The following is a 24,702-nucleotide window of genomic DNA, read 5'->3' as shown; positions in this document are numbered from 1 at the left end:
CTCCTCTGTAATTAGTTTAGTACCATGACGAAAATCCCTTGGAAGATTCCGATGAATCCTCCCAGAAATGCGCCCAATACGGTAATCATCTTAAATTCTCTCCGTGATATCCCAAGCACCAATTCTTCCAGGCGGCTGAGCGGCAGAGAATCGACTTGCTCTTTCACCATACCTTCCATATCAATCTTCAATATGGTTTCTTCCAATTTATGCTCTGCTTGCTCGAAGACAAAGTCTGTCACAAGTGGAGTAATATTGACACTTGTCCATTCTAACCCTCCTGGCCAAGTCTCTGCAAGTGTTGCGTTTAAACGGCGGGATACCGCCGCTTTTTCACGGACATATTGTTTGACTGCTGCCAATGCCGTATCAAAGTCAAATTCCTTCAATAGTTCGTCGACTCGCCGGTCCTGCACTTTTTCCCATTCGCTGAATGCCAAGGTTCCCACCAATTCAAACGTGCGCGGCGAGTTAAGGAATTTGATGATTTCCGGTTGGATGCGATCGACTAATGGCCTTGACTCGCCAAGAAGCGAATGCAGCATATGGCCGAAACGCCCACGCGACTCCAGGAATTCATCCAGCAACGACTTAATGGTCTGTCTGCCATGCGGCGATTCAAAATAAACCGTTCCTTGATCGATCGCGTACTGTACTCCTTCAAACAACTTTGTTTCCGCTTCCGCTTTCCAATTGTCCGGCATCAGTTCACGAATGGTTTTCCCTTCAATATACGCTTGCAGCGAATTTTTCTGAAGCTCAACCAACTCATCCAACTTGCCTTCAATTTTAACATCCACACCGGTTTGTCCCGCTGCCAACAGCCAATCGTTAAATGATTTCGGAGAATCGAATACGTGTTTATTCAGCTGCCGATTGATCCAGTTTTCTACTTTCACACGCATTTCATCATTGAAAAAACGTTTTTTGAAAGTTTCTGGAGTCAACAGATGCTCAACGACGGTACGGCCCAATTGACGGGATAATTCATCTCTTCGTTTCGGAATCAACCCAGGCGTAAAGGGCATGCGCCATTTTCCAATGTATTTTGCTTCGTAAGGCCAGAATAGCATCTTGATCGCCAAGTGATTTGTCAGGCCACCGATCAGCGCGCCTACAATTGCCATAAAAACTAAAGTCCCTATAATATTCACTTTTGTCACTCATTTCTTTTTCTGCTTTGTGTATTTCCTGGAATCCCCTATAATAGAAAGAGTATAGCAAAGGGGGATCTGCATGCTTCAACATTTTAAATTTAAGCCGATGTTCGAAAATCGTCAACTGCCGGGGTGGGACATTTCCTTTTTCTATAAAAACGAACGGATCACTGGAGAATACCATCCGGATGGCAGCATCGTTTGGCGCTCTAAACCGCCTCAAGACGAAGAAACCATCAAAACAATGATTCACGAGCTGATGCTCTATCATGTATACGATTAAAGCGCTGGAAAGTTCCAGCGCTTTTTTTCGTCCGCTCTTTCAATTATAGGGAACACCGGAAGAATTGAACAGCGAGAGCTTCTCGACAAATAAAAAAGGGAATGCCCCTTTACCCAACTGATTGGGTTTGGGACATTCCTGATTGGATTTTGTACATTTGGAAATAGGTGCCGCCAAGCTTCATCAATTCTTCATGAGAACCCGCTTCGGCAATTTCTCCTTTTTCCAGGACCAATATACGGTCAGCATTTTTAATCGTCGACAAGCGATGCGCAATGATGAATGTCGTTCTCCCTTTTTTAAGGACATCCATGGCATGCTGGATGATTTCTTCCGTTTCTGTATCGATATTGGAAGTTGCTTCATCCAGGATTAAAATCGCGGGATCAAATGCCAAAGCTCTGGCAAAAGAGACCAATTGCCGTTGACCGGAAGAAAGGGTACTGCCTTTTTCCACTACCGGCTCATCGATGCCTTTCGGCAAATGATTCAATACTCGATCGCCTCCGACTGCCGCCAGCGCATCGACCACCATTTCCCTGGTAATCCGTTCATCACCCAGCGTGACATTCGATTCGATTGTTCCACTGAACAGGTACGGATCCTGCAGCACAATCCCCATATGCTCCCTGACTGCTTGTCTCGGCATATCGTTGACATTGGTGCCGTCAATCGTGATGGCACCATCCGATACATCATAGAAACGGAACAGCAGGTTCATAATCGAACTTTTTCCGGAACCGGTATGGCCAACTAAAGCCACTGTTTCTCCTTGCTTCGCTTCAAATGAAATATCTTTCAGAACATATTCCTGCTCCTTATAAGCAAACCAAACATTTTCAAAACGGACATTGCCTTGATAGCGAGCTACCTTTTTGTCCACTACAGGCTCCCCTTTTTGATCCAGCAGACGGAATACCCGTTCAGCCGCCACCAAAGCCTGCTCTAAGCGGCCGAACTGATTGACGATGCCGTTGATTGGATTGAAGAGACGGATAATGTAATCGATAAACGCATACAGGACACCGACCGTCACAACTGTGCTGCCGGACATGGACGCTCCCCCGAAATACCAGACAAACAAAATGAACGTCATGGAGCGGAGCACGCCCACTAAGTTATAGGAAGCCGCTCCTTCAAGCACCAATAATTTCTTCTGGTATTTATAATGTTCATCGTTCAGTTCAGCAAACTCATCCTTCATCTGGCGCTCACGGCGGAACGCCTGAATAATCGTCATGCCTTGAATCGATTCATTGATCATGGCATTCATTTCACTGACTTTTTCCCGTACCACATGATTGTAGCGGGCCGCATATTTTCGGTAGACCAACATCCAGACATAAAGCAGCGGAATCAAAACCAGGGTCATCGCAGCCATTTTCCAGTCAAGGTAAAACAAGGCGATGTAAATACCGCCCATATACATGAAACTGGTGGCAAATTCAGACAAGACAGTCACAAACAAGTCACGGATGGCTTCTGTGTCATTGGTGATGCGCGATACCACCTTACCCGCCGGCAAATTATCAAAATAGCGGATCGGCAAGGTTTGTGTATGCTCGTAGACATCATTGCGCATCTTGCGAATAATCCGGTTAGCTCCCTTCTGCAAAAGAATGGATTGCCAATACCGGAAAATCGCCGTAACAATCGCCAATGCGAAAAACAAAGCCAGCAGATAAGCAATCGGTTCAAAGTCCAACGCATCTCCTGAAACGGCTATGTGGTTATCGATAATTTCCTTGGCAATCAGCGGCGCTGCCAAATCGGCAGCTACTGCAATCGCCAGCATCACCAATCCCAAAATCAGCACAGATTTAAAATTTAAAGCATATTGTACTAAACGTCTTCCTGTTCCCATGACTACACCTCCTCGATTTGCTGTCGGAGGTATTGTTCGTTATACCAGCCATTCGTTTCCAGCAAATCACCATGAGTTCCTTCTTCAAGTATCTTGCCATCTTCCAGCACCACAATCCAATCGGCGTGCTGTACTGCAGACAGCCTGTGCGTAGTGATGATCGTAGTTTTACCGGAACGTTCTGTCTGGATATTTTCAATGATGCGTGCTTCCGTTTTCGCATCGACGGCTGACAGCGAATCATCAAGAATCAGGATTTCCGGATTCTTGATCAAAGCACGCGCAATAGAAATCCGTTGTTTCTGTCCTCCGGATAAAGCTACGCCTTTTTCACCGACCAGCGTATCCAGTCCATTCGGCAACAAGGCCAAATCTTTTTCGAAATAGGACAAGCGCAGCGCTTCAATCAATTCTTCTTCACTGGCATCCGATTTTCCGAACAGGATATTTTCCCGGATTGTCCGTGAAAACAAGACATGGTCTTGAGGCACATAACCAATCCAACTGCGCAATTGGTCTTTCGTCAATTTCTTTAATTCAATGCCATTCATCAAAATAGATCCTTGTCCCGTCGGATACTCTCTCATCAATTGTTTGACGAAAGTCGTTTTTCCGCTGCCCGTCTTGCCGACAATGCCGAGTGTTTGGCCACTGTTCATGGACAAATTGATGCCTTGTAGATTGATGGCATTAGACTGTGGATAAGTGAAACTGAAGTCCTTGAAGCCGATTCGTTCCGGCAGCCCTGTTATTGCGGGTTCTTTTGGATCCGTTACGTCTTCCGGATAATCCAATGTCTCATTGACACGGTCAAGGGAAGCATTGCCCCGCTGAAGAATATTGATCAGTTCGCCGATTGCAAACATCGGCCAGACAATCATGCCCAAATAGACATTGAAAGCGACCAGATCTCCAAGCGACATGGTTCCTTCCGCCACCAGAAACGCTCCATAACCGAGCCCGATCATATAACTGATAGCAGTCAGCACCTTGGTCACTGGAGCAAACAGCGCATCGATCCGCTCAACAGCCATGTTTTTCTCATAGACATCATCGGTCATCTCAGCAAATTGCTGCTCTGACGCACGTTCTTGGACATATGCCCGAATCACCCGAACGCCTCCGACTGATTCCAAAACACTGTCATTCATATCTCCAAACGCTTCCTGTGCTTCCATATAGCGCACGTGGATCTTTTTGCCCAGCATCTGAACGATAATTGCCAGTATCGGCAAAGGAATCATCGCCAGGAACGTCAATTCCCAAGACACCAGCATCCCCATAGCCACAATGATGGTCGCCATGTATAAAGTCGAGTCCACCAACGTCAAAATACCAAATCCGGCTGTTTCGGAAATCGCCTTCAAGTCATTTGTAGAACGGGCCATCAGATCCCCTGTCCGATTTTTCTCGTAAAAAGTCGGTGTCATCTTCAGGAAATGCCCCATTAAACTTGAACGCAGTTGGCGTTCAATGACATAAGCTCCGCCAAACAATTGATATTGCCAGACAAAATTGATGAAGTAAGCCAACACCATCGCCACGGCGAGAACAGCAATATACTGCCACTTCAATTCCGCCGTCAGTTGTTCCTGTGCGATCGAATCGATGGCAACCCCAATCAGCCAGGGCGGAATAATCTCTATAATATTCGCAATGAACAGCAGGACAATAGCAGTGGTGTACCGCATCCAATTTTCTTTAAAAAACCATCTTAATTTCCATAACACATCAAACATCACTTACGCCTTCTTTCTTTTTTCCCGTTGGCTAATCGCCTTCTAACGATTCCTTGATCATGATTTTTCCTTTTTGAAGTTGTTTCATCTCCAACATCTCCTCGTATTTTTTTATCCCGCTTTAACGTTCAGTACGACTCCTTCTTCTCCGAGTGGGAGTCTACTGTCCGTAAAAGTCCGATTGGATCAACTAACACTCAGTGGGGAAAAACTTCCACTGAGTGAAGTTTCTCTTTATTTAAACAGTTAAAAAACTGAATAAAACACAAAAAAGCGCACGCCTGGTTTATGGGCGCACGCTCATATAAACAAGACAAGGTAGCAGACCCGTCCTGTTTACTTCTAGTTCCGAAATAAATTCAAAGAATAATAACAGAAGGGTCTGACGATGCTATTAAATTGATTGAAGTTGTATTTTTAAACTTTTCCATCGTCATTACCTCCTTTTCTCTTATCCCGCGTTAACGGTCAGTCCGATTTGATCAACTAACACTCAGCAAAAATTCGACACTGACTGAAGTTTCACTTTATTTGTTAAATCAAGAGTACCAAAGTCTTTTTTGAATTGTCAACATTTTTCGAAAATAAATTTTCCAAAAAATAGCGGATGTTTCATTTTGAGGTCTGAGGGTAATTTAGAACTAAGAGAATAAGGCGAGGTGAAAGGAAATGTATAAAAACATTGCAGTGGCTTATGATGGATCTGACGGAAGCCGGATTGCATTCGATAAAGCTGTTGAATTTGTTAAAGCGTTGCCCAATACCAAACTTTCAGTGATTTATGTCAATGAAGATTATCGTGAGAGTGTCGGTTACATGAGTACAGGCACTGCTTCAGCTCCCGTAATCTCAGCAAATGTCGACAGTAATTATGCTCAGTTCATGCCACCTGAAATTGGCGATGAAGGTTACCGGCCACCAAACGACTACGATAACTCAACAGTGGAATATTCAAAGCACATGCATAACTCTATCCAGCAGCAATTGGATATACACCAAATTAAAGCTTCCGTACTGGCTCTGGAAGGAAATGCAGCTAAAACGATTGCCGCTTTTATCGAAGAGCAGAAGATTGACTTACTGGTCATCGGCAACAGCGGAAAATCGGGATTGCAGAAATTCTTTGTGGGTTCAGTCAGCAAAAAGCTGATCAAAGATTCAGCCAGCTCCATTTTAGTCGTCAAATAAGAAACCCGGTCTGCTGGACTTATATAACCATCAGCAGTACCGGGTCTTTTTAGCATAAAAGTGAAAAACGATCACATTTTCATCACAAATTGAGCAGTTTAACTTTACGATAGATGGGTAAAGATTACTAGTAGCAAAATTCAGTTCGACCAATAGGAAGAAGGGATCACCCATGCCAAGACATACTGTTTATTTTCTATCTTCTCACCAGGACCGTGGATTGATGGCTGAAATCTGGGCTAATCGATTAATGCTTCCTGACTGGGAAATTCGCAGCGCTGCATGGACGCAAAGCACTCAATCTTCTTTCAATGAAATTCCTCTAGAAGTAATGAAAGAAGTGATATTGGATTTGCCGCCAGTTGAACCACGCAAATATAATTCTGAAGAAGTGAGTGAAGCCGATCTGATCATCGCTTTACATGATGGAGAGCTGGAGCATGGAGATATCCCAACGGATCTACCGAGCCAAAAATTACTGCGATGGGACATTCGCAACCCCGAGCTGCGCAGTAGCGACAGCATTGAACAATGGGCACTTTATCAGGAAATTTGCGACGAAATCGCTGTGAATATAAAAAACATGGAACCTTATTTCCGTGCAGATTACGTATAAAACCTTCACCGGTATATTGGTGAAGGTTTTGTGCGTCTTATAGATATTTTTCGCTAAATGTTATTCCAGAGTTCCGAAGGCGCCGGATCAGCTGAACGTTGCAACAGGAAATCTCACTTTTAGTTCATGGTCCACTAAACGGGCGCTTGTGCTTTTCTAACTATACAAAACCGCTCGGACCGGACTCCCGTCCCCGCCTTTAATCTTCAGGGGCAATGCCGCTAATCGGAATATCCCTTCTGCTACATCATCGAGTACGATTCCTTCCAAGATAAAACGCTGATGACGGTTCATTGCCTGATGCATCGGCAATTCCTTGCTGGTTTCGGGATCGACCGATGGCACATCGACTCCTAAAAGATTGACTCCATTGTCTGTCAGCCATTGGGCAATCGATACATCGAACACTGGCCAGGTTTCCGGAAATGCAGTTCTGTTTTTCCAGGAAGCCGTTTTCAACAAGACAGCTGTAACGCCTTCTTCAAGTGGTTTCAAATCAGATAAATTGATTTTGTTAAGTCCACTGACGTCCATGACCTGCGCTTTGCATAAATAGATGTCCAATGGCAGCTCATGCGTTTGCAGCCCTTGGTCATCGTAATGAAAAGGTGCATCGATATGAGTGCCGATATGGGTACTGCTCTGCAGTTTCCCGACATTGACTGATCCGCTTTCCTGTTTAGTTACAGAAAGTTCATAGCTAAACGGCACATCTCCCGGCCATTCCGGCGTTGTGCCACTCAATTCCATCGAAATATCAATAATTTTTTCAGGTTTCATTCAAGCCACCACATTTCGTTCGTTGCTGAAATTTTTGTAAGTTTCATTTTCCATAATGTTCTTCAGCTTTTCTGCCACTTGTTCGACATCGCTGAACGATGTATAGAAAGAGATTGGCGCCAACCGGATAATGTTCGGTGCGCGGAAATCCGGAATGATTTTTGCTTCTTTCAAAGCTTTGCAGATTCTTGCCGCTTCCGGATGGGCAAAAGCGATATGCCCGCCTCTGGCATCGTCCTCTATCGGTGTCACATCGACCAGTTCAGGAACCTGTTGGCCAATAAGCTGTCTTAGAAGTGTTGTCAGCTGCAGCGATTTTTGGCGGATTGCTTCAATGCCTGCTTCTTCGAACAGTTCCAGGCTGCCCAGAAGAGGAGCCATGCTGAAAATATGCGGTGTCCCGATCTGATAGGCACCTGCTCCTTCAGCTTTGGAAAATTCATGATCCATATCGAACTGGCGCGTCTTATCAGAACCGAACCAGCCAGCATTTCCTGGCAATAGGTGATGATGCCGTTCATGCAAATAAAGGCCGCCAGTTCCACCCGGTCCGGAGTTCATGTATTTATAATGGCACCAAACAGCAAAATCCACACCAGCGTCATGAAGTTCGTGTGGCATAGCGCCAATTGAGTGCGCTAAATCAAAGCCGACAAGAATGCCTTTTTGATGGGCAGCTTCTGCAATTTCCCGTATCGGCAACAACTGGCCACTTCGGTACAACACAGACGGCAACAGCAATACAGCCACGTCGTCTGTCAGCTGTTCGATAATATCAGCCAGCTCCAGCGTGTACCCGTCCCTGCTTCCCACTTTGCGCATTGCTCTAACCGGATCCACCCCCCGCAAACGGAGATGGCTTTCCACCGCGTAAATATCCGACGGAAAATTCAAATCGTCCACGACGATTGCATACCGTTCAAGCGTCGGCTGGAACACTGTCGACAGCATTTGATGGATATTTGAGGTGATCGATCCCGTCACCATCACTTCATGCGGCTGTGCACCTACTAAAGGCGCAACACGCGCACTCAACGATTCCGCTAACGTAAACCACGGATGCTCCCCTTCGGTCCATCCATCGATACCGAATGTCTTCCAGCTTTCCATCAAGTTCTGCAATGCTGTTTCTGCTCGCTTAGACATCAATCCAAGGGAATTGCCGTCCATGTACACCATTTCTTTCTCCACAAAAAACTCCTGTTTAAAATTCGCCAACGGATCCTGTTGATCCAATCTTTTGCCTGAATTCATTTCCATCCCCCTCTAGCCATTAAATCGCATAAGCGACTGCGCCTAGAACTGCCGTCACCAGTACGACAATCCAAGGAGCCAGTTTAAAATAGACTAACATTGTAAAGGCGGTTATCGCAATTGCAAAGTCGACAGGGCCACGGATTCCTGATGTGAAGACAGGATCGTACAAAGCAGCCAGCAAAATTCCGACCACACTTGCATTAACCCCTTTCAATGCAGCTTGCACACCGGATTTTGTCCGGATAATACTCCAAAACGGCAAAGTTCCCACGATCAGCAAGAATGATGGCAAAAACATGGCAATTACAGCAATGACCACTCCCCATCCCCCATTCATCAATTGCCCCAAGTAACCAGCCAGGGTAAAGAGTGGTCCTGGAACAGCCTGTGCCGCACCATAACCGGCAATAAACGAATCCGGTGTCATCCAATCCGACACTACTTCACGCTCCAGCATCGGCAGTACAACATGTCCGCCGCCGAAAACAATCGAACCGACACGATAGAAGATATCAAAAATTGCAAAGGAAGCAGACTCGATAAACGGGCGGATCAGCGGCAATCCGATCAACAAAGCCGCAAAAATCGACCAAGCCGCAATGCCGGTTTTTTTGCCGAAACTTAATGCCAGCTTCACAGGTTCCGGTGCATCTTCCTTACGGTAAATGGCATATCCCAGGACGCCTGCTAGAACAATCACTCCAATTTGAGCCCAAGTGGTCGGTATTAATAAAATCACAATAGCTGCTCCTACGGCGATTGCAATCCGTTGCCTATCAGGTGCCAGATTTTTGCCCATACCTAAGAGAGCGTGCGCCACTACAGCCACCGCTACAATTTTTAACCCCTGTATCCATCCGCTGTCGAATGAACCATTGGTGACAAGCAGTGCAAACAATACCAATAAAATGACCGAAGGCATTGTAAATCCGAACCACGATAAAAACCCACCGAACATTCCGCCTCGCAGCATTCCGATGGAAATACCCACCTGAGAACTTGCCGGTCCCGGAAGGAATTGGCAAAGAGCCACTAAGTCTGCGTAGGCCTTGTCATCCAACCACTTTCTTTTCGTGACATACTCATCTCTGAAATAACCAATATGCGCTGCCGGTCCTCCAAAGGACGTCAGCCCCAATTTCGTAGATGCCTTTAAAATTTCTGCATAGTTGTTTTTTTTCTTAGCCATAGCCCTCTCCTTTAAAAAAATTATTCTCACTTCAAGTATAACCGTTTGCTTATATAAGAGAATATTAAATTTATGTAAAGATTATGAACCGACCTGTCATAAAGTCATTTACTATTGACATTGCTGAAAAAGACATTGATACTATTTAAAGACGCTTTGCTAATCTCTATTTCTGTATGCCTGTCGAATCGGGCTTATATTCGGGCCCAATTCAACATTACCAAAATACAGTCCACAACTTATATGATAGATAAAGATCATGAAGCGGCCCTCCTTTGAGGGTCGTTTCACTTTGTTTCAGAGACTTGGAGGCGGGAAACTTTATGGACCTGTATACAAATTTGCGCAAAGGGGAAAAAGGTGCCTGGATCAGTATCGGTGCATACGTCTTCCTCAGTGCCATTAAACTAACTTTCGGTTTTTTGGGTTCTTCTGAAGCCCTTAAAGCTGATGGTTTAAACAACTTGACGGATATTATCGCTTCAATCGCGGTCCTCGTTGGTCTGAGGATTTCCCAGAAGCCGCCGGACGAAAACCATCACTATGGACATTTGCGCGCCGAAACCATTGCCTCCTTGTTGGCTTCGTTCATCATGGCGGTTATCGGGCTGCAAGTTCTGATGAATGCGGTCCGTTCGATTTTCGAGCCGGTTGCTGAAGTTCCTTCTTTATTCACCGCCTGGATCGCTTTTTTCTCCGCTATCGTCATGTATGGCGTCTATCGCTATAATTTAAAACTCAGCAGGGAAATCAAGAGCTCGGCGGTCCGTGCCGCAGCCTATGACAACCGTTCAGATGCACTGGTCAGTATCGGTGCCGGAATCGGAATCATCGGTGCAATTTTCGGAGCACCGATCCTTGATATCATTACAGCTTTCATCGTCGGGTTGATCATCATCAAGACCGCACTGGATATCTTCAAAGAGTCTGTCATTACCTTGACGGATGGCTTTGACGAAGATGAAGTGGAGACCTTGTCTGTGCTGGTAAGAAGAGTCCCCGGTGTCATTACACTGCGTGACTTTAAAGGACGCAACCACGGCAATGTCATGTTCATCGATTTGACGGTCAGTGTCGCTCCTAACTTGAATGTAGTGGAAAGCCATTGGATTACTGAAGAAATCGAACGCAAAATCCAAAAGGTGAAACCGCATTGCGTCATTCTCGTCCATATTGAACCGGATTATTCTTTTACGGCCGCTCAGGAAGATGACTTTGACGAATAAATGAAGTAAGATGCTCAAACACAATAAAAGTCCATGGCTTTTCGGAAGCCATGGACTTTTATTGTGTTTCATATACCGTTTTAGCCAATTTCACATCATGGTTAATAAAATCTTCCGCAATGGCATGGCGAATATTGCTTTCAAGCCTTTCTTTCATTTCAACATCAGCCACTTGTACTTCCACTTGGAAATCCAATGCCGAATTCCGGAAATCAATAAACCGAACATCGGCTTTTTTTTCAGGTATCCCTTTCATCAATTCCGCCGCCTTTATTGCGGCATCTTTGAGAATCCTTTCAATTCGTTCTGTATCGCTGCCGTATTCGACACTTACGACAACCCGAGCATATAATTGTGCACTGGAACGATTTTTAACGATTTGTTCGATAAAATACTGATTGGGAACTACCAATGTACCTTCTTTCAATGTCTCGATAACAGTTGATCTGAGTTTAATTTTTGTAATACGTCCAATCTTTTTATCGATTTCCACCATTTCACCGACTTCCATCGGCCTTTCAAACAGAATAATAATGCCTGATACAAAGTTGGCAGCTATATTGCGCACACCGAAGCCGATGCCGATTCCTAGAACACTGAACACGAAACCGAGAGCTGTTAAATCTAAGCCAACTGTCGTGAAACTGATGGCCAATGCCAGGAACATCACCACGTAATACAGAAGCCGATTAATAGTATAGCCCATGCCAATGTCAATATTGAATTGTTCATAAACAAACGGCATGACGTAATGGTTAAATGCTTTTATGAGGCGGCTGGCAAATGTCACAATCATTATAGCCACTATTATGAGCAGAATGGATATCTCCACTCCTTCTGTTTCGTAAAAAGGCAGCGTTAACCATTGTTCTCTGGAAAAATAGAAGAGGAAGAAAAGGATGCCTCCGTAGAGCACAAGCCAATTTAAGACATCTTCAATCACTGGGTAAATACGCTCTTTGAAATCTTTGGAAGGGCTCAGCTTCCTAAAGAGGAATAAAACCAGAGATTTTGCTATGAGTATCAAAGCAAGATAAACGAAGAACATGAAAAATTCCCCGATAGACAAATTCCGTAAGATATCAATTCCTTTAAACAACTGGCTGCTTTGCATCATTTCCCTCCTTTACCGGCTGATGACGGGCGATTCTAATAAGATATTATAAGAATGCCGGCCAGTGGCTTCAGCAAGTTGGTCGACCTTTCGTTGAAGCGCAATATGATCGTATGATTTCAACTGATTTTGATCGATGTTTTCCAGAATATAGCCGTGAACTTCCCATAGTTCTTGGTGATGCTGGCAGGGTGCAAGTTCAGCTGCCACTTTCAATGATTCCATCATGGAGGTCAAAACCGAGATATCTTCTTTTCCATAATGGGATAACTGGTAAAAAGTATTGTACAAGATATTTTTATAAGATGGAAAACGGTACAGCACCCGCTCACTTTTCTTGCCGCCCCCCAAAAGGAATGGACCAGTTTTCAAACAGCCTAATTGCCCTAACAGGCGACCTAGCCGGATGATGATTTCATTGGCAGTGTTGGGATCGTTAATCCCAGGAGAAATAGCACGCAAGGCAACTTCGACTAGTTTTTGAATCGCAAAATCGAAATCCTGTTCAGAAGTCCTGGAAGTCCCGAGCGAATAAAATCTTGCAACAGGAAGCTCCAACTCCTTTACTTTGTAAATATGAAAAATCGGCTTGCCTTCGTATACATAATCTCCAGTTTTGACAAGAATCTCTACTTTCAAGTCATGTTTTTCTGCGTAATCCACCAGCTTGCCAAAAGAAAGATAGTGAATATAGCCTTCTTTTTCTGCCTGATGGATTTCTTTGATGCCAATCGGATTCCATTCTATTGCTTCTCCGTTTTCGCTTTCTTGCAATTCTCTGATTTTGGAAATAGCTCGTTCTGTATCTCCAATCAACTCATTGACTAATTGACCAACCTGCACATGGGTAGCAATGTAATGAATAAAGTAAGCAAAAGTGGAGAGACAGAAAAAGGCGATAACAATTCCAACAAACGTGGAAATTACGTCAGTACTATATAAATCATCTCTCATAAACAGCAATGATAATGTATTGTAAATGAAGCCACTGAGAAAAATCCCCAAAACTCGCCAGGTAATTTTATCGTGAATGAAATTTTTTAATGTTCGTGGTGAAAATTGTGAAGAATACATAGTCAGAACAACCAGTATTGTTGAAAAAGTAAAGGTGGTCATGGTCAAAAGTGCACCTGATAGACTCCCCATAATAGTCTTAGCCAGATCAACATTCGTCAATAAAATTGAAGGGATATAAGGCTTGAGTCTTTCAATGTATAAAAGGTCAATGTAGAAAAACGTAATCGACAGGAGAACTGCCATCAAGATATACAAAGCTGGAGTAAGCCACAGTTTTTCCTTCATCCAAAATGATAGCGACTTCATATTTCCTCCCCTCTCTTGTCACGCCCTTTCTAATCCCCTTTCCCTTGATGGCTTTTGGACAAACAAAAAAGGCTGGATAGCTTCCAGCCTTTGTTTCAGCTTCATTTGCGGAAACCGTTTCAACAGACTGGCGATGGCAATTTCCCCTTCCAAGCGCGCTAGAGGTGCTCCAAGACACATATGAATTCCTTTACCAAATGCCAAGTGCGGACTTTTTTCACGCTCGATATTGAATAGCTCAGGATGTTCGAATTGCGCTTCGTCATGATTTGCAGAATTCAACGACACTACCACCAAATCGCCTTTTTTCAGTTGTTTTCCTTGAAACTCGAAATCTTCGCCCGCCCATCGCGACGTGCTGAATTCCACGGGTCCATTAAAGCGCAAAGATTCTTCGATGGCTTGAGTAATCAGCTCAGGCTGCTGTTCCAACAGTTGTCGCTGCTCCGGATGTTCCATCAGGGACAACACTGTATTGCCGATCAAATTCACCGTGGTTTCATGTCCGGCGATGATCAATAACGTCACTACACCATACAGCTCACGTTCGCTTAACCGGTCACCTTCTTCCTCCGCTTGAATGAGGCTGCTGATCAGATCATCTCCCGGTTGCTCCCGGACTTTCGCAAACCACTGTCCCAGGTATTGGACAAATTCATTCATGTGCTGATAGACAGTAGCTCCCAGTTCTCCACTGGTCCCTTCAATCAGTGAATTGGACCAAAGCCTGAATTTATTACGGTCAGCCGAAGGAACACCTAAAATTTCACAAATGACAATAATCGGCAGCGGAAAAGCAAATTCATCAATCAAATCGATTTGATTTTTTCCTTCCATATCCGCTAATAGTTCATCCGTTATTTCCTGGATCCTGCCCCGCATACCCGAAATCATTTTAGGCGTAAAAGCTTTCTGGGCAAGTCCGCGCAGCCGTTTGTGATCCGGTGGGTCAGCAAATAGCATGTTTTGTGTAAAGACACTCAACATGTCCATACTGCCCCCATAGATTTTCGACATATCCTTAATAAAACGGGGGTCTTTCAAGACTTCTTCTGCGTCTGCATATCGCGTCACCATCCAGCCGCTCTGGCCATCGGGAAAACGAACCGCGTGCACAGGGTCCTCTTCCCGTAATTTGCTGTAGACCGGATAGGGATTTTGTGTAAATTGTTCCGAAAACAAGCCGTAATTACCGGTACGGTCTGAAGTCATTGCCACTCCTCCTTTTTCCTTTTCTATACCCCTCCTCCACTGGAATCATCTCGTTCAAATTTACCAAATTCTCCTATATGTTATTCCTTCAATTCATAGCACACTTTGCACTCCATTAAACACGGGTTTGCGTTTTTCCTTAAAAGCAGAGACGCCTTCCAAATGATCTTCTGTCGTAATCATCATTGCTTGCGTGATGCGTTCCTGTTCCAAGATTTCCGCCAATCCCATCGTCGCCGATTGATCTGCAATTTTCTTCATCAGCCCGAAGGCTTTAGCTGGGCCGTTCGCCAATTTTTCAGCAAAGCGGAAGGCCTCTTGCTCCAATTTTTCCAGTGGATGCATATGATTGACGATGCCCCATTGATGAGCAGTTTCAGCAGTAATCGGCTGTGCGTTAAAAAATAATTCCTTGGCGCGGTAAGGGCCGATTAGGCGTGGCAGGAAATACAAACCGCCCCCATCTGAAATCAGCCCCACTTGAGAAAAGCTCATAACGAATTTGCTGTCTTCAGCCGCTAAGATGATGTCGCTCGCCAAAGCGATGTTAAAAGCAGCTCCTGCTGCAAAGCCATGGACCGCTGCGATGATCGGCTTTTCCAGTGAACGCATCGCCAATACCACTTTGTTCAATTTTCCGATATGGTCATATGTTTCTTGAGATCCCGCTTGGCCCATCGTCTTCACATCTCCACCTGCAGAAAATGATCTGCCTGCTCCTGACAGGATAATTACCCGGATGTCCGGATTGCTGGCAGCGCCCAGTATTTCACGATGTAACCCTTCAATCATTTCAGGGCTGAATGCATTCAAACTGTCAGGCCGATTCAGTTGCAGCGACAGTACAGCCCCTTGCAATTTAACGTTTAAGTGTTTATTTTCCATTTTGCTTCCCCCTCAATCTTATTTGATAACCAATTTTCCATCTTCTAGCCAAGGCACAAGGTCGATCAATCCGCAATTAGCAATAAAATCAATTTCTTCTTCAAATCCACTGCGCATCAGCATTTCTCCTACCCGTGAATCCTTCAAAATTTTTTCTGCCTGGTGAGCATTCGAACGGTAAAAAAGACGCGCTGCTTTTGCCGAATCCGTCAACTCCCAATGGTTTGTGTGGTTCATCAGACAATCCACAAAATACCCCGCGCCATATAAATCCTCCATGCAAAATTCTCCGCCTGATCCTGAACAGACGGCGACAATCGTTTCTCCACGATGGACTGCAACTATCTTCTTTGCTACTGCCTCCCCATTCAACAAACTAGCGGTGTACACTTTCTTTGCAGCAGCAGATTTCCGTATGGCTACGGTTCCATTTGTGGTCGACAGCAGTACGGTTTTCCCTTTGATTTGCTCCTTCAACTGCAACGGATTCGGATCTAAAAAACCTTCGATGGTCTTGCCATTGTATTCCCCGACCAAACAAAAACTGTCGGCCTCTCTTCCTTTCGCTTCACGGAGCGCTTCTTCGCCATTCAACACCGGCACGACTTCGTTTGCCCCGTGCCAAAAACAGGCTGTGATGGTCGAGGTCGCCAGCAGCACATCGAATATCACTGCGGTTTTATCTTCTTGCATTTTGGCATCATCAATTTCTTCTTTTTTCAATAATACATGAAGTTTCGGCACCGATTCACTCCCTCTGCGCTGTCGCCAACGCATGCTGCATCAAACTTTTAACAAATTGATTAAAATGAGAAAAACGCGAATCCTGCGTTTGTCCTTTTTTATAACGATAGTAGATTTGCTGAATGATCACAGCCAATTTAAAATACGCAAAAGTTAAATAAAAATGCATATTTGAAACATCCCGCCCACTTTTTTCACCGTAGCGGGCAATAAATTCATTGCGGCTATAAAACCCATCCAATACCGTTACCGGCGGTTTGCCAAGCCCATTTTTCAGCAATTCAGGATCATCTGCCTGAATCCAGTAACTCATCGCTACACCTACATCAGCCAGCGGGTCGCCAACTGTCGTCATTTCCCAATCAAACAGTCCTGTCATATCGGAAAAGTCTTCCGAAAACAAAGCGTTGTTCAGTTTGAAATCGTAATGGATGATGGCGGGTTCCCTTGAAACTGGAATGTTTTTCAGCATCCACTCCTTCAACTGCTTTACGCCTTCAATGTCGTCGGTCCGGGCGCGATCATAACGCCCAATCCAGCCTTCCACTTGCCGTTGCATGAAACCTTCAGGCTTGGCGATGTCAGCAAGCGGTGTTTTTGTATAATCCAACGCATGAAGTTCAACAAGCAGATCGACCATTTTCTCCGAAATTTTTCGGCCCAGTTCTTTCGTCGGTTCAATCCCTTCTGGAAATTCGGTATCCAATACAATGCCATGCCGCCTTTCCATCACAAAAAAAGGACTGCCAATAATGGATTCATCAGCTGAAAATACAAAAGGTTTTGGTGCTGTTTTAAAAACCGGATGCAGAGCGGACAAAATTTTATATTCACGCTCCATGTCATGCGCTTTCGGAGCGACCGGCCCTAAAGGCGGTCTTCTGAGTACAGCTTCCCAGCCGCCGATTTGCAGTGCATAAGTTAAGTTCGAATGCCCGGTACCGAATTGCCGGACCTTCAATTCCCCTGTCGGCAGCTCATCGATATGATTGCGCAGAAAACGTTCAAGCTCTGCATAATCCAATTCTTCTCCAGCTCTTACCGGAATCGTCATGTTTTCCTGTACCGACATGCTCCTTCACCTCTTCAACTAAATTTTCCTGCATTCAGAAATAACCCGGAATCTTGTGTATTTTTCGCCTACCCCATTCAGTTCTGTTCTTCCCGAAGTGCTCGCCTCAAAATTTTCCCAACATTGGTTTTCGGCAATTCATCGCGGAATTCAATAATGCGCGGTACTTTATAGGCAGCCATCTTGTCTTTTGCCCAAACTATCAACTGTTCTTCAGTGATGTCAGCTCCTTGTCTTTTCACAACAATCGCTTTGACGCTTTCCCCACGGTACGGATCAGCAATTCCAATGGCCACCGCTTCCTGGACAGCCGGATGTTCATAAAGAACTTCCTCGATATCCCGCGGATAGACATTATAGCCGCTTGAAATAATCAGGTCTTTTTTGCGGTCGACGATATAGACATAGCCGCTTTCGTCCATCTTGGCGATGTCACCTGTGAAAAGCCAGCCGTTTTTCAAAGTATGTGCTGTCTCTTCCGGCATGTTCCAATAGCCTTTCATCACTTGCGGTCCGCGAATGATCAATTCCCCTATCTCTCCGGTCGGCATATCTTCCTCTCCCGTAGCCAAATCGACGATTTTGTACTCCGTAGAAGGAAAACCGATTCCGATGCTCCCTGGCTTTCTCTCGGCAAAAGGAGGATTGCAATGCGTAACCGGTGACGCTTCAGACAACCCATAGCCCTCTAAAATTTTGGCTCCTGTTTTGTTTTCAAATTCCTTCATGGTTTCCAGAGGCATCGGCGCACTGCCGCTATTGCATACATTGATGCTATCTATTCCGTACTCTTTCGCTTTCGGGTGGTTGGCAATGGCAATATACATCGTCGGCACACCTGGAAATGTCGTCGGTTGCTCCCGCTTGATCGTTTCAAGTACTTCTTCAAGGTCGAAGCGTGGCAACAAAATATTTTTGGAACCGTTTAAAATCGATAGATTCATCGCAGATGTCATAGCAAATACATGGAATAATGGAATGACCGTCAGGCAGCTTTCTTCACCGAATGTCACTTCATCTTTGAAAAACTCCTGTGCCTGCAGAGCGTTGACTGCAATATTCTGGTGAGTCAGCATAGCGCCTTTGGATAGCCCGGTCGTTCCGCCTGTATACTGCAAGACAGCTATGTCTTCCGCTGGATTAATGGCGACTGAATCGACTTTGCCATCCCCTTTTCCGATAAACGATTCAAAATAGCTGGCTTGGTCCAGTTCCTGGTTTTTCGTTTCAAAACTGACGACAATGATATTTTTTAAAGCAGTATCTTTTGCAATCTCCTGAATACGCGGATATAGAGGTTCGTATACGATGATGGTTTCCGCTCCTGAATCGTTCAATAAATAGCTCAACTCTTTTTCCAGGAGCATCGGGTTTATTTGCGTGACAATGGCCCCTGCTTTTAAAATCCCATAATACGAAATGATGTATTGCGGGCAATTTGGCAGCATAATGGCGACGCGGTCATTCTTATGAATTCCAGTTTGCTGAAGAGACGAAGCAAAGAGCGTCGAGAAAAGATCCAATTCTTTGTAGGAGATTTCTTTTTGATAGAATTTAATTGCAATATGATCCGGAATTTTTTCTGCTGTTTCCGTAAGCAATTGCGGCATTGTCTTCTCCGAAAACTTCATTTCTGCAGAAATTCCTTTTGGGTAATGGCTCTTCCAAGTCTGTTCTGTCTTCATTTTCATCCTCCTTAGTAGTTAAAAAGACGTGTGGGACATACCATTAAATACTAACCAGTTGGTATGTTCAGAATATTACCATTATGTTAGCGTTTCCAATTTAAAAATGCAAGTCTTCATTTATTATTCAATAGAATCTTCAGAAAAATAACTTGACGTTCAAATAGGCTTACGGTATTGTAGATTTAACTTGAAGAAAGAGGTGAGGCATTATGGCGATTTTATTTTTGAATACACAATTCCAGTCTATAGTGTCTCCTTCTGTGTATCGCTGACGATACGCTTCTTCCATTATGCCCGGAGACCATGGACTGCGAATTGCGCGCATCCATGGTTTTTTATTTTGCATAAATTAGGAGGAATTATCATTGACGAACATTAACCAGTACGGCTGGAACTCCAGCTGGAAAGAAAAAATATCCGTACCGGGAATTCCCGGCCGCGTAACTTTAGAACATAAAAACTTATACCGCGTAGCAACAGACAACGGAGAATGGCTTTGTTCGTTATCCGGGAAATACCGGCACCAGCATAGCCGCACCGAGTTCCCATGCGTCGGGGATTGGGTTGTCGTTGAGCAGATGCCGGGCGAAGAAAAAGGCATCATCCACCAGGTGCTTCCCCGCACTTCACAATTTTCCAGAAAAACGGCAGGAGAAACATCCGATATCCAATTGATCGCCGTCAACGTCGATACCGTATTTCTGACGATGTCACTGAACCATGATTTTAACGTTCGCCGATTGGAACGTTATTTGCTGGCAGCTTGGGATTCAGGTTCTAATCCCATTATTGTCTTGACCAAGAAAGACCAATGTCCGGATATCGAACCTTACCTGCGCCAAGTGGAGAACGTAGCATTTGGTGTTCCGGTCTACGCAGTATCCGCCCATACAGGAGATGGAATCGAGGAATTGCAGAAGCAGTTGGCCGGTTCCAAAACGGGCGCCCTGCTGGGTTCTTCTGGTGTCGGAAAATCGTCTTTGATCAATGCCCTGTCTGGCAGCGAGATGATGACGGTGCAGGACATCCGTGAAGATGACAGCAAAGGCCGCCATACGACAACACACCGGGAAATGATCCTGCTGCCTGGAGGCGGACTGATGATCGACACTCCCGGTATGCGTGAATTCCAGCTCGGTGATTATTCAGAAGGCGTGGAAGCAGGTTTCAACGATGTCGAAGAATTGGCGCTTGCTTGCCGTTTCCGTGACTGTGCCCATAACGATGAACCGGGATGCCTTGTCCAGGAAGCCCTTCAAAACGGCGAATTGGATGCCGCACGGTACCGGAGCTACTTGAAGCTAAAGCGTGAGCTTGCCCATATGGAACGAAAAAGCGATGCCGCTGCCCAAAAAGCCGAGCGCAGCAAATGGAAACAAGTCACCAAAGACAGCCGGAAACGGCCCGTTAAAAAACGTTAAAAAAGAGTGCGACGGAATTTTCCGTCGCACTCTTTTTAATTTCTTCCCGGTTCTGTCAGCCCATGCTTGACGGCATATAGCGCCGCCTGCGTCCGGTCTTGGACAGCCAGTTTGATGAAAATATTGGAAATATGGGTCTTTACCGTCTTTTCTGTAACGAACAATGCCGACGCAATTTCCCGGTTGCTTTTGCCTTTTGTCAATTCGGCCAATACTTCTTGTTCTCTCGGCGTCAACTGGTTGACGGTATGCGGCGCCGGTTCCGTTGGAGCTTTCATCAGCTCGGAAGACGCTTTCGGATGAAGGGTATTTTCACCGCGCATCAAACTGCGCAATGAAGCCACCAGTTCGTCGGGTTCAATGTCTTTTAACTGATACCCTGCCGCTCCTGCTTCAATCGCCGGCACTACATGATCCTGATCTGAAAAACTGGTCAGCATCAGGACGATGATCTCAGGATACTGTTCTTTAATTTTCCGGGTAGCCTGGATGCCATCCATGACCGGCATCACTAAATCCATCAGGACGATATCCGGCTGAAGGACAGCAGCCATTTCTACTGCTTCTTGACCGTTTACTGCTTCCCCTACCACTTCGATGTCCTTTTGTGTTTTCAAAAAGAACAATAAGCCTCGCCGCACCACATGATGGTCATCGGCTATCAATACTTTCACCATGTTCTTCACTCCTTCATTAATACGGAATCCGGACCAGGATTTCCGTCCCCTTGCCAATTTCACTGGACCAATCGGCTGTTCCACCTTCTGCTTTGGCGCGGTCCCGTATACTTTGGATGCCGATAGATGGCAGATGCACCTCGTGATCGAAGGCGAATCCCCGTCCTTCATCCCTTAAAACCAATAACACATCGGTTGCAGTGACCGATAAATACAATTCCACTTTATTGACGCCGGCGTGTTTTCGCACATTATTCAATGATTCCTGGGCAATTCGGAATAAGGTCTCTTCAATCCGTGAAGGCAATTGGATGACGCCCGTCATTTTTGTTTCAACGGTCAACCCAAGCATTTCGCCATAGCCTTTGATGGCCTCCAACAGCCCACTTTCCAGCCCTTTCGGCCGCAGTTGCCAAATCAACGCCCTCATTTCATTCAACGCTTCCTGCGTCAGGTGTTGGATATCCCGGAATGTCTCCTGAACGGACAGATCTTCCGACATTTCGACGCCTCCACGGGCAGTCAATGTCACCGAAAACAGCAATTGGTTGACCGAATCATGCAAATCACGCGCTAACCGGTTGCGCTCTTTCACGAGTGCCAATTCCTGTTCCTGTTTGGTCAGTCCGATCCGCTTGATGGCCGATCCGATCTGAAAAGCCACCGATTCCAACAACGCCAATTCATCTTTTGAAAAACCGACAGTGTCCGGTGCCGCAATATTCAGCAGTCCAAACTTTTCTTTTCCCGATTGCAGAGGCACTGTCGCATGATGCGTGATGCTGCCTTGCTTTCGTGCTTTGGCTGGCATGGCATTTTCAATACGTTGGCAGGCGATGATATTCGACGCTTTATCCAGATCGCCATCATGGTAACGTTTGACGCACCAGCATCCTCCTTTTTGAAGATGGCGGCAATTATTGTCTTCCAATGGTGCCGGCAGATTTGCCTGCGCCACCAGTTGATGCTTTCCTTTTTCATTGATAAAGAATATCCACGCTGTCTCAAAAGTCGAAGCACTCAATAATTTCCGGATCGCACCATCCAACATACGCGCCATGTCCGTTTCTTCATTGAGCAATTCGGCTATTTCTTTCAATAACGTGATATTGGAGGGTTCACTCATAACCATCATCATCCACCTCATTCATGCTGATTTAACCATACACTTTTCCACACTAATCCTCCCTCGTACTTTTGTACGAGAAAAGCGAAAGCGCCCGTGTAGCTCTGCCGGGCATAAGACAGACCGGCAGTGTGGCGTTCTTTGCCACGCAGTTGGGCTGGCTTATGACCCAAAGAGCTGGGCGCTGGAGTCTAAACACCGAGAAAAGTGGAAGCGCCCGTGTAGCTCTGCGGGCATAAGACAGAAAGGAAAAGCCCCCTTTTCAGGGAGCCCATCCTCAACGGCTATTGACTTCTTCCAAAAACGATTCCTTCAGCAGTTCCAGCTTTTCGTCGCTTTCCTGCTGGGTTTTGGCGGTGATTCCGAAATAATACTTTACTTTCGGTTCCGTGCCGCTTGGGCGTACACATACCCAGGAACCATCCTCCAGGAAGTACTTGATGACATTCGACTGTGGCAACTCGATTTTTTCATCTGTGCCCAAGTCGACGAAAACTCGGTTCTGTGTTTCATAGTCCTCAATCGACACGACTGGAATCCCTGCCAAAGCCTTAACCGGTTCCGTACGCAAGTTTTCCAACAAGGCTTTGATTTCGCGCGCGCCATCAATGCCTTTTTTGGTGACCGATACCAGCGATTCCCGGTACCAGCCAAAGCGGTTATAAAGTTCAACCAGAACATCGTGAAGGTTTTTTCCTTGTTTCTTATAGAATGCTGCCGCTTCGACAAGCAATAAGACCGACTGCACAGCATCTTTGTCCCGTGCAAAATCACGGATCAAATAGCCGTAACTTTCTTCGTAGCCGAATAAAAACTCAAATTGCGGATTGGCATCATTATGCTTTAATTTTTCGCCGATGAATTTAAAGCCAGTCAGGACATCTTCACAGCCGACTCCATAAGAATCAGCAACCACTCGGCCGAATTCCGATGTAACGATGGTCTTGAAGATGCGCCCGTTTGTCGGCAAAGTGCCTTTTGCCTGTTTCTGGCTAAGCAGATACTCGATCAAAATAGCACCGGTCTGGTTGCCGCTCAATAATTCGTATTGGCTGCCGCTCCAGACTGCAATCCCGACACGGTCTCCATCCGGATCCACAGCAATCAGCAGATCAGCTCCTGATTTTTTGCCGTATTCTTTCGCCAGTTCGAAGGCAGAACCTTCTTCGGGGTTCGGTGATGCGACTGTCGGAAATTCACCATTAGGTTCCATCTGTTCAGCAACATAGGTGATTTGATCATAACCCGCTCGATCGAGCAGGTTTTTGACTGTGGCACCCGAAGCGCCATGAAGCGGTGTGAAAACTGCTTCGATCGGGCTGGCTGAGTGTTCTTGGACCGTCAGTGCATTGGATAAATAAGCTTCATCCAATTTCTCATCAATGCGCACGAGCAGCGATTCTTCATAGCCTTCATTGACGATGGACAGTTCATCTTCCACACGGCTGACGTAGTCGATGACACGGTCTGCATCTTCCAGATTCAATTGGGCACCGTCTTCTGCATATACTTTATAGCCGTTGTATTCCGGCGGATTGTGGCTTGCCGTAATGACGATGCCCATGAAAGCATTCAAATAACGGACACTGAATGATAATTGCGGTGTCGTCCGTGGACCGCTGTATAAATACGTATGAATTCCGTTCGCGGCAAATGTACGCGCTGCTTCTTCCGCAAATTCCGGGGACATGCGGCGGCTGTCATAAGCAATGACCATTCCACGTGACATCGCCAATTCGCCATTTTCTTTTATGTAATCGGCAATTCCCTGTGACGCTTTTCGGACGGTATAGACGTTCATCCGGTTTGTGCCCGGTCCAATTTCCCCGCGCATGCCTCCAGTACCGAAAACCAAATCCTGATAAAAAGCATCTTCCGCGGATTTTTCGTCTTCCATCAGCACAGTCAATGACTGACGTGTTTCTTCATCAAGTGCATCATGCTCCAACCACCGTTTAATGCGTTCTTTCCATGACATATCCATTCCTCCATCCATAATGATCTAGCTTGAATTACTCATCCTCATCTGTTGATATTCTACAAAACAACTGCGCATTCCTGCAGCAGCTCTGCCTGAAGCCTTCTATAAAAAGAATATTCTTTTGTTTACTCTTCAGTTTAGCAAATATTCCAAAGAAAAG

At 45.5% G+C, this 24,702-nt stretch carries 21 protein-coding genes; 5 read left to right on the top strand and 16 right to left on the bottom strand.

Annotated elements, in window-relative coordinates; genetic code table 11:
* Positions 1-11 precede the first annotated feature (11 nt).
* Positions 12-1,127, bottom strand: a complete 1,116-nt coding sequence (locus QMA01_RS15595) for a DUF445 domain-containing protein (RefSeq protein WP_290215453.1) — start codon at positions 1,125-1,127, stop codon at positions 12-14.
* A 109-nt stretch (positions 1,128-1,236) separates the two neighbouring features.
* Here QMA01_RS15595 and QMA01_RS15590 point away from each other — a divergent pair, with 109 nt between their 5' ends.
* Entirely contained in the window at positions 1,237-1,440 is a 204-nt protein-coding gene (locus QMA01_RS15590; protein WP_146559143.1) for a YheE family protein, read from the top strand.
* A gap of 109 nt (positions 1,441-1,549) precedes the next feature.
* On the opposite strand, the gene QMA01_RS15585 is transcribed toward QMA01_RS15590, so the two are convergent.
* Both QMA01_RS15585 and QMA01_RS15580 read right to left on the bottom strand, forming a co-directional pair.
* Positions 1,550-3,304 (bottom strand): ABC transporter ATP-binding protein, encoded by a 1,755-nt coding sequence (locus tag QMA01_RS15585; protein WP_191716615.1) that lies wholly within the window; start codon positions 3,302-3,304, stop codon positions 1,550-1,552.
* A 2-nt stretch (positions 3,305-3,306) separates the two neighbouring features.
* Complete coding sequence (locus QMA01_RS15580) at positions 3,307-5,043, bottom strand: ABC transporter ATP-binding protein (RefSeq protein ID WP_290215452.1); 1,737 nt, start codon at positions 5,041-5,043, stop codon at positions 3,307-3,309.
* Positions 5,044-5,712: 669 nt separating this feature from the next.
* On the opposite strand from QMA01_RS15580, the gene QMA01_RS15575 reads away from it, so the two are divergent.
* Together QMA01_RS15575 and QMA01_RS15570 are read left to right on the top strand one after the other, a co-directional pair.
* Positions 5,713-6,231 carry a universal stress protein gene (locus QMA01_RS15575; protein WP_290215451.1) on the top strand — a complete coding sequence of 173 codons (519 nt, stop codon included), beginning with the start codon at positions 5,713-5,715 and terminating at the stop codon, positions 6,229-6,231.
* A gap of 172 nt (positions 6,232-6,403) precedes the next feature.
* Complete coding sequence (locus QMA01_RS15570; RefSeq protein WP_290215450.1) at positions 6,404-6,847, top strand: arsenate reductase/protein-tyrosine-phosphatase family protein; 444 nt, start codon at positions 6,404-6,406, stop codon at positions 6,845-6,847.
* A gap of 156 nt (positions 6,848-7,003) precedes the next feature.
* On the opposite strand, the gene QMA01_RS15565 is transcribed toward QMA01_RS15570, so the two are convergent.
* Genes QMA01_RS15565 through chrA form a run of 3 tightly spaced genes read right to left on the bottom strand, consistent with a single transcriptional unit; the run spans position 7,004 to position 10,073 of the window.
* Positions 7,004-7,627: a cyclase family protein gene (locus tag QMA01_RS15565; RefSeq protein WP_191716619.1), complete on the bottom strand. Its 624-nt coding sequence runs from the start codon at positions 7,625-7,627 to the stop codon at positions 7,004-7,006.
* Positions 7,628-8,881 carry a kynureninase gene (kynU, locus tag QMA01_RS15560; RefSeq protein WP_290215449.1) on the bottom strand — a complete coding sequence of 418 codons (1,254 nt, stop codon included), beginning with the start codon at positions 8,879-8,881 and terminating at the stop codon, positions 7,628-7,630.
* 19 nt (positions 8,882-8,900) lie between these two features.
* Positions 8,901-10,073, bottom strand: a complete 1,173-nt coding sequence (chrA, locus tag QMA01_RS15555) for a chromate efflux transporter (RefSeq protein ID WP_191716621.1) — start codon at positions 10,071-10,073, stop codon at positions 8,901-8,903.
* Between the two features lie 323 nt (positions 10,074-10,396).
* Here chrA and QMA01_RS15550 point away from each other — a divergent pair, with 323 nt between their 5' ends.
* Complete coding sequence (locus QMA01_RS15550) at positions 10,397-11,299, top strand: cation diffusion facilitator family transporter (RefSeq protein WP_290215448.1); 903 nt, start codon at positions 10,397-10,399, stop codon at positions 11,297-11,299.
* A gap of 58 nt (positions 11,300-11,357) precedes the next feature.
* Here QMA01_RS15550 and QMA01_RS15545 read toward each other — a convergent pair whose 3' ends face one another.
* The 7 genes from QMA01_RS15545 to QMA01_RS15515 form a co-directional block, all read right to left on the bottom strand.
* Positions 11,358-12,416 carry a mechanosensitive ion channel family protein gene (locus QMA01_RS15545; protein WP_290215447.1) on the bottom strand — a complete coding sequence of 353 codons (1,059 nt, stop codon included), beginning with the start codon at positions 12,414-12,416 and terminating at the stop codon, positions 11,358-11,360.
* A 9-nt stretch (positions 12,417-12,425) separates the two neighbouring features.
* The gene (locus QMA01_RS15540) at positions 12,426-13,736 is read right to left on the bottom strand and encodes a DUF2254 domain-containing protein (protein WP_290215446.1); all 1,311 of its coding nucleotides are present in this window, start codon (positions 13,734-13,736) and stop codon (positions 12,426-12,428) included.
* A gap of 18 nt (positions 13,737-13,754) precedes the next feature.
* Complete coding sequence (locus QMA01_RS15535) at positions 13,755-14,948, bottom strand: cytochrome P450 family protein (protein ID WP_290215445.1); 1,194 nt, start codon at positions 14,946-14,948, stop codon at positions 13,755-13,757.
* A gap of 93 nt (positions 14,949-15,041) precedes the next feature.
* A complete protein-coding gene (locus QMA01_RS15530; protein ID WP_191716625.1) occupies positions 15,042-15,833 on the bottom strand; it encodes an enoyl-CoA hydratase/isomerase family protein in 792 nt (263 codons plus the stop codon).
* Positions 15,834-15,851: 18 nt separating this feature from the next.
* Positions 15,852-16,577, bottom strand: coding sequence for a 2-phosphosulfolactate phosphatase (locus QMA01_RS15525; protein ID WP_191716626.1), 726 nt, complete (start codon positions 16,575-16,577; stop codon positions 15,852-15,854).
* Between the two features lie 4 nt (positions 16,578-16,581).
* On the bottom strand, positions 16,582-17,649 hold the full coding sequence (locus QMA01_RS15520; protein ID WP_290215444.1) for a phosphotransferase family protein: 1,068 nt from the start codon (positions 17,647-17,649) through the stop codon (positions 16,582-16,584).
* A 77-nt stretch (positions 17,650-17,726) separates the two neighbouring features.
* A complete protein-coding gene (locus QMA01_RS15515; RefSeq protein WP_290215443.1) occupies positions 17,727-19,334 on the bottom strand; it encodes a long-chain-fatty-acid--CoA ligase in 1,608 nt (535 codons plus the stop codon).
* A gap of 368 nt (positions 19,335-19,702) precedes the next feature.
* Between QMA01_RS15515 and rsgA the strand changes: the two genes are divergently transcribed.
* Positions 19,703-20,758, top strand: a complete 1,056-nt coding sequence (gene rsgA / locus QMA01_RS15510; protein WP_290215442.1) for a ribosome small subunit-dependent GTPase A — start codon at positions 19,703-19,705, stop codon at positions 20,756-20,758.
* 35 nt (positions 20,759-20,793) lie between these two features.
* Here rsgA and QMA01_RS15505 read toward each other — a convergent pair whose 3' ends face one another.
* The 3 genes from QMA01_RS15505 to QMA01_RS15495 all read right to left on the bottom strand — a co-directional run bounded on the left by QMA01_RS15505 (position 20,794) and on the right by QMA01_RS15495 (position 24,539).
* The gene (locus tag QMA01_RS15505; RefSeq protein ID WP_191716630.1) at positions 20,794-21,435 is read right to left on the bottom strand and encodes a response regulator; all 642 of its coding nucleotides are present in this window, start codon (positions 21,433-21,435) and stop codon (positions 20,794-20,796) included.
* Positions 21,436-21,451: 16 nt separating this feature from the next.
* On the bottom strand, positions 21,452-22,567 hold the full coding sequence (locus QMA01_RS15500; RefSeq protein ID WP_191716651.1) for a GAF domain-containing sensor histidine kinase: 1,116 nt from the start codon (positions 22,565-22,567) through the stop codon (positions 21,452-21,454).
* Between the two features lie 271 nt (positions 22,568-22,838).
* Positions 22,839-24,539 (bottom strand): phospho-sugar mutase, encoded by a 1,701-nt coding sequence (locus tag QMA01_RS15495; protein ID WP_191716631.1) that lies wholly within the window; start codon positions 24,537-24,539, stop codon positions 22,839-22,841.
* Between the last annotated feature and the right edge of the window lie 163 nt (positions 24,540-24,702).

Source organism: Planococcus notacanthi, from assembly GCF_030407825.1.
Lineage (GTDB): Bacteria > Bacillota > Bacilli > Bacillales_A > Planococcaceae > Planococcus > Planococcus notacanthi.
The sequence above is the reverse complement of the archived record's forward strand: the minus strand, read 5'-3'. Positions and strand labels throughout refer to the sequence as shown.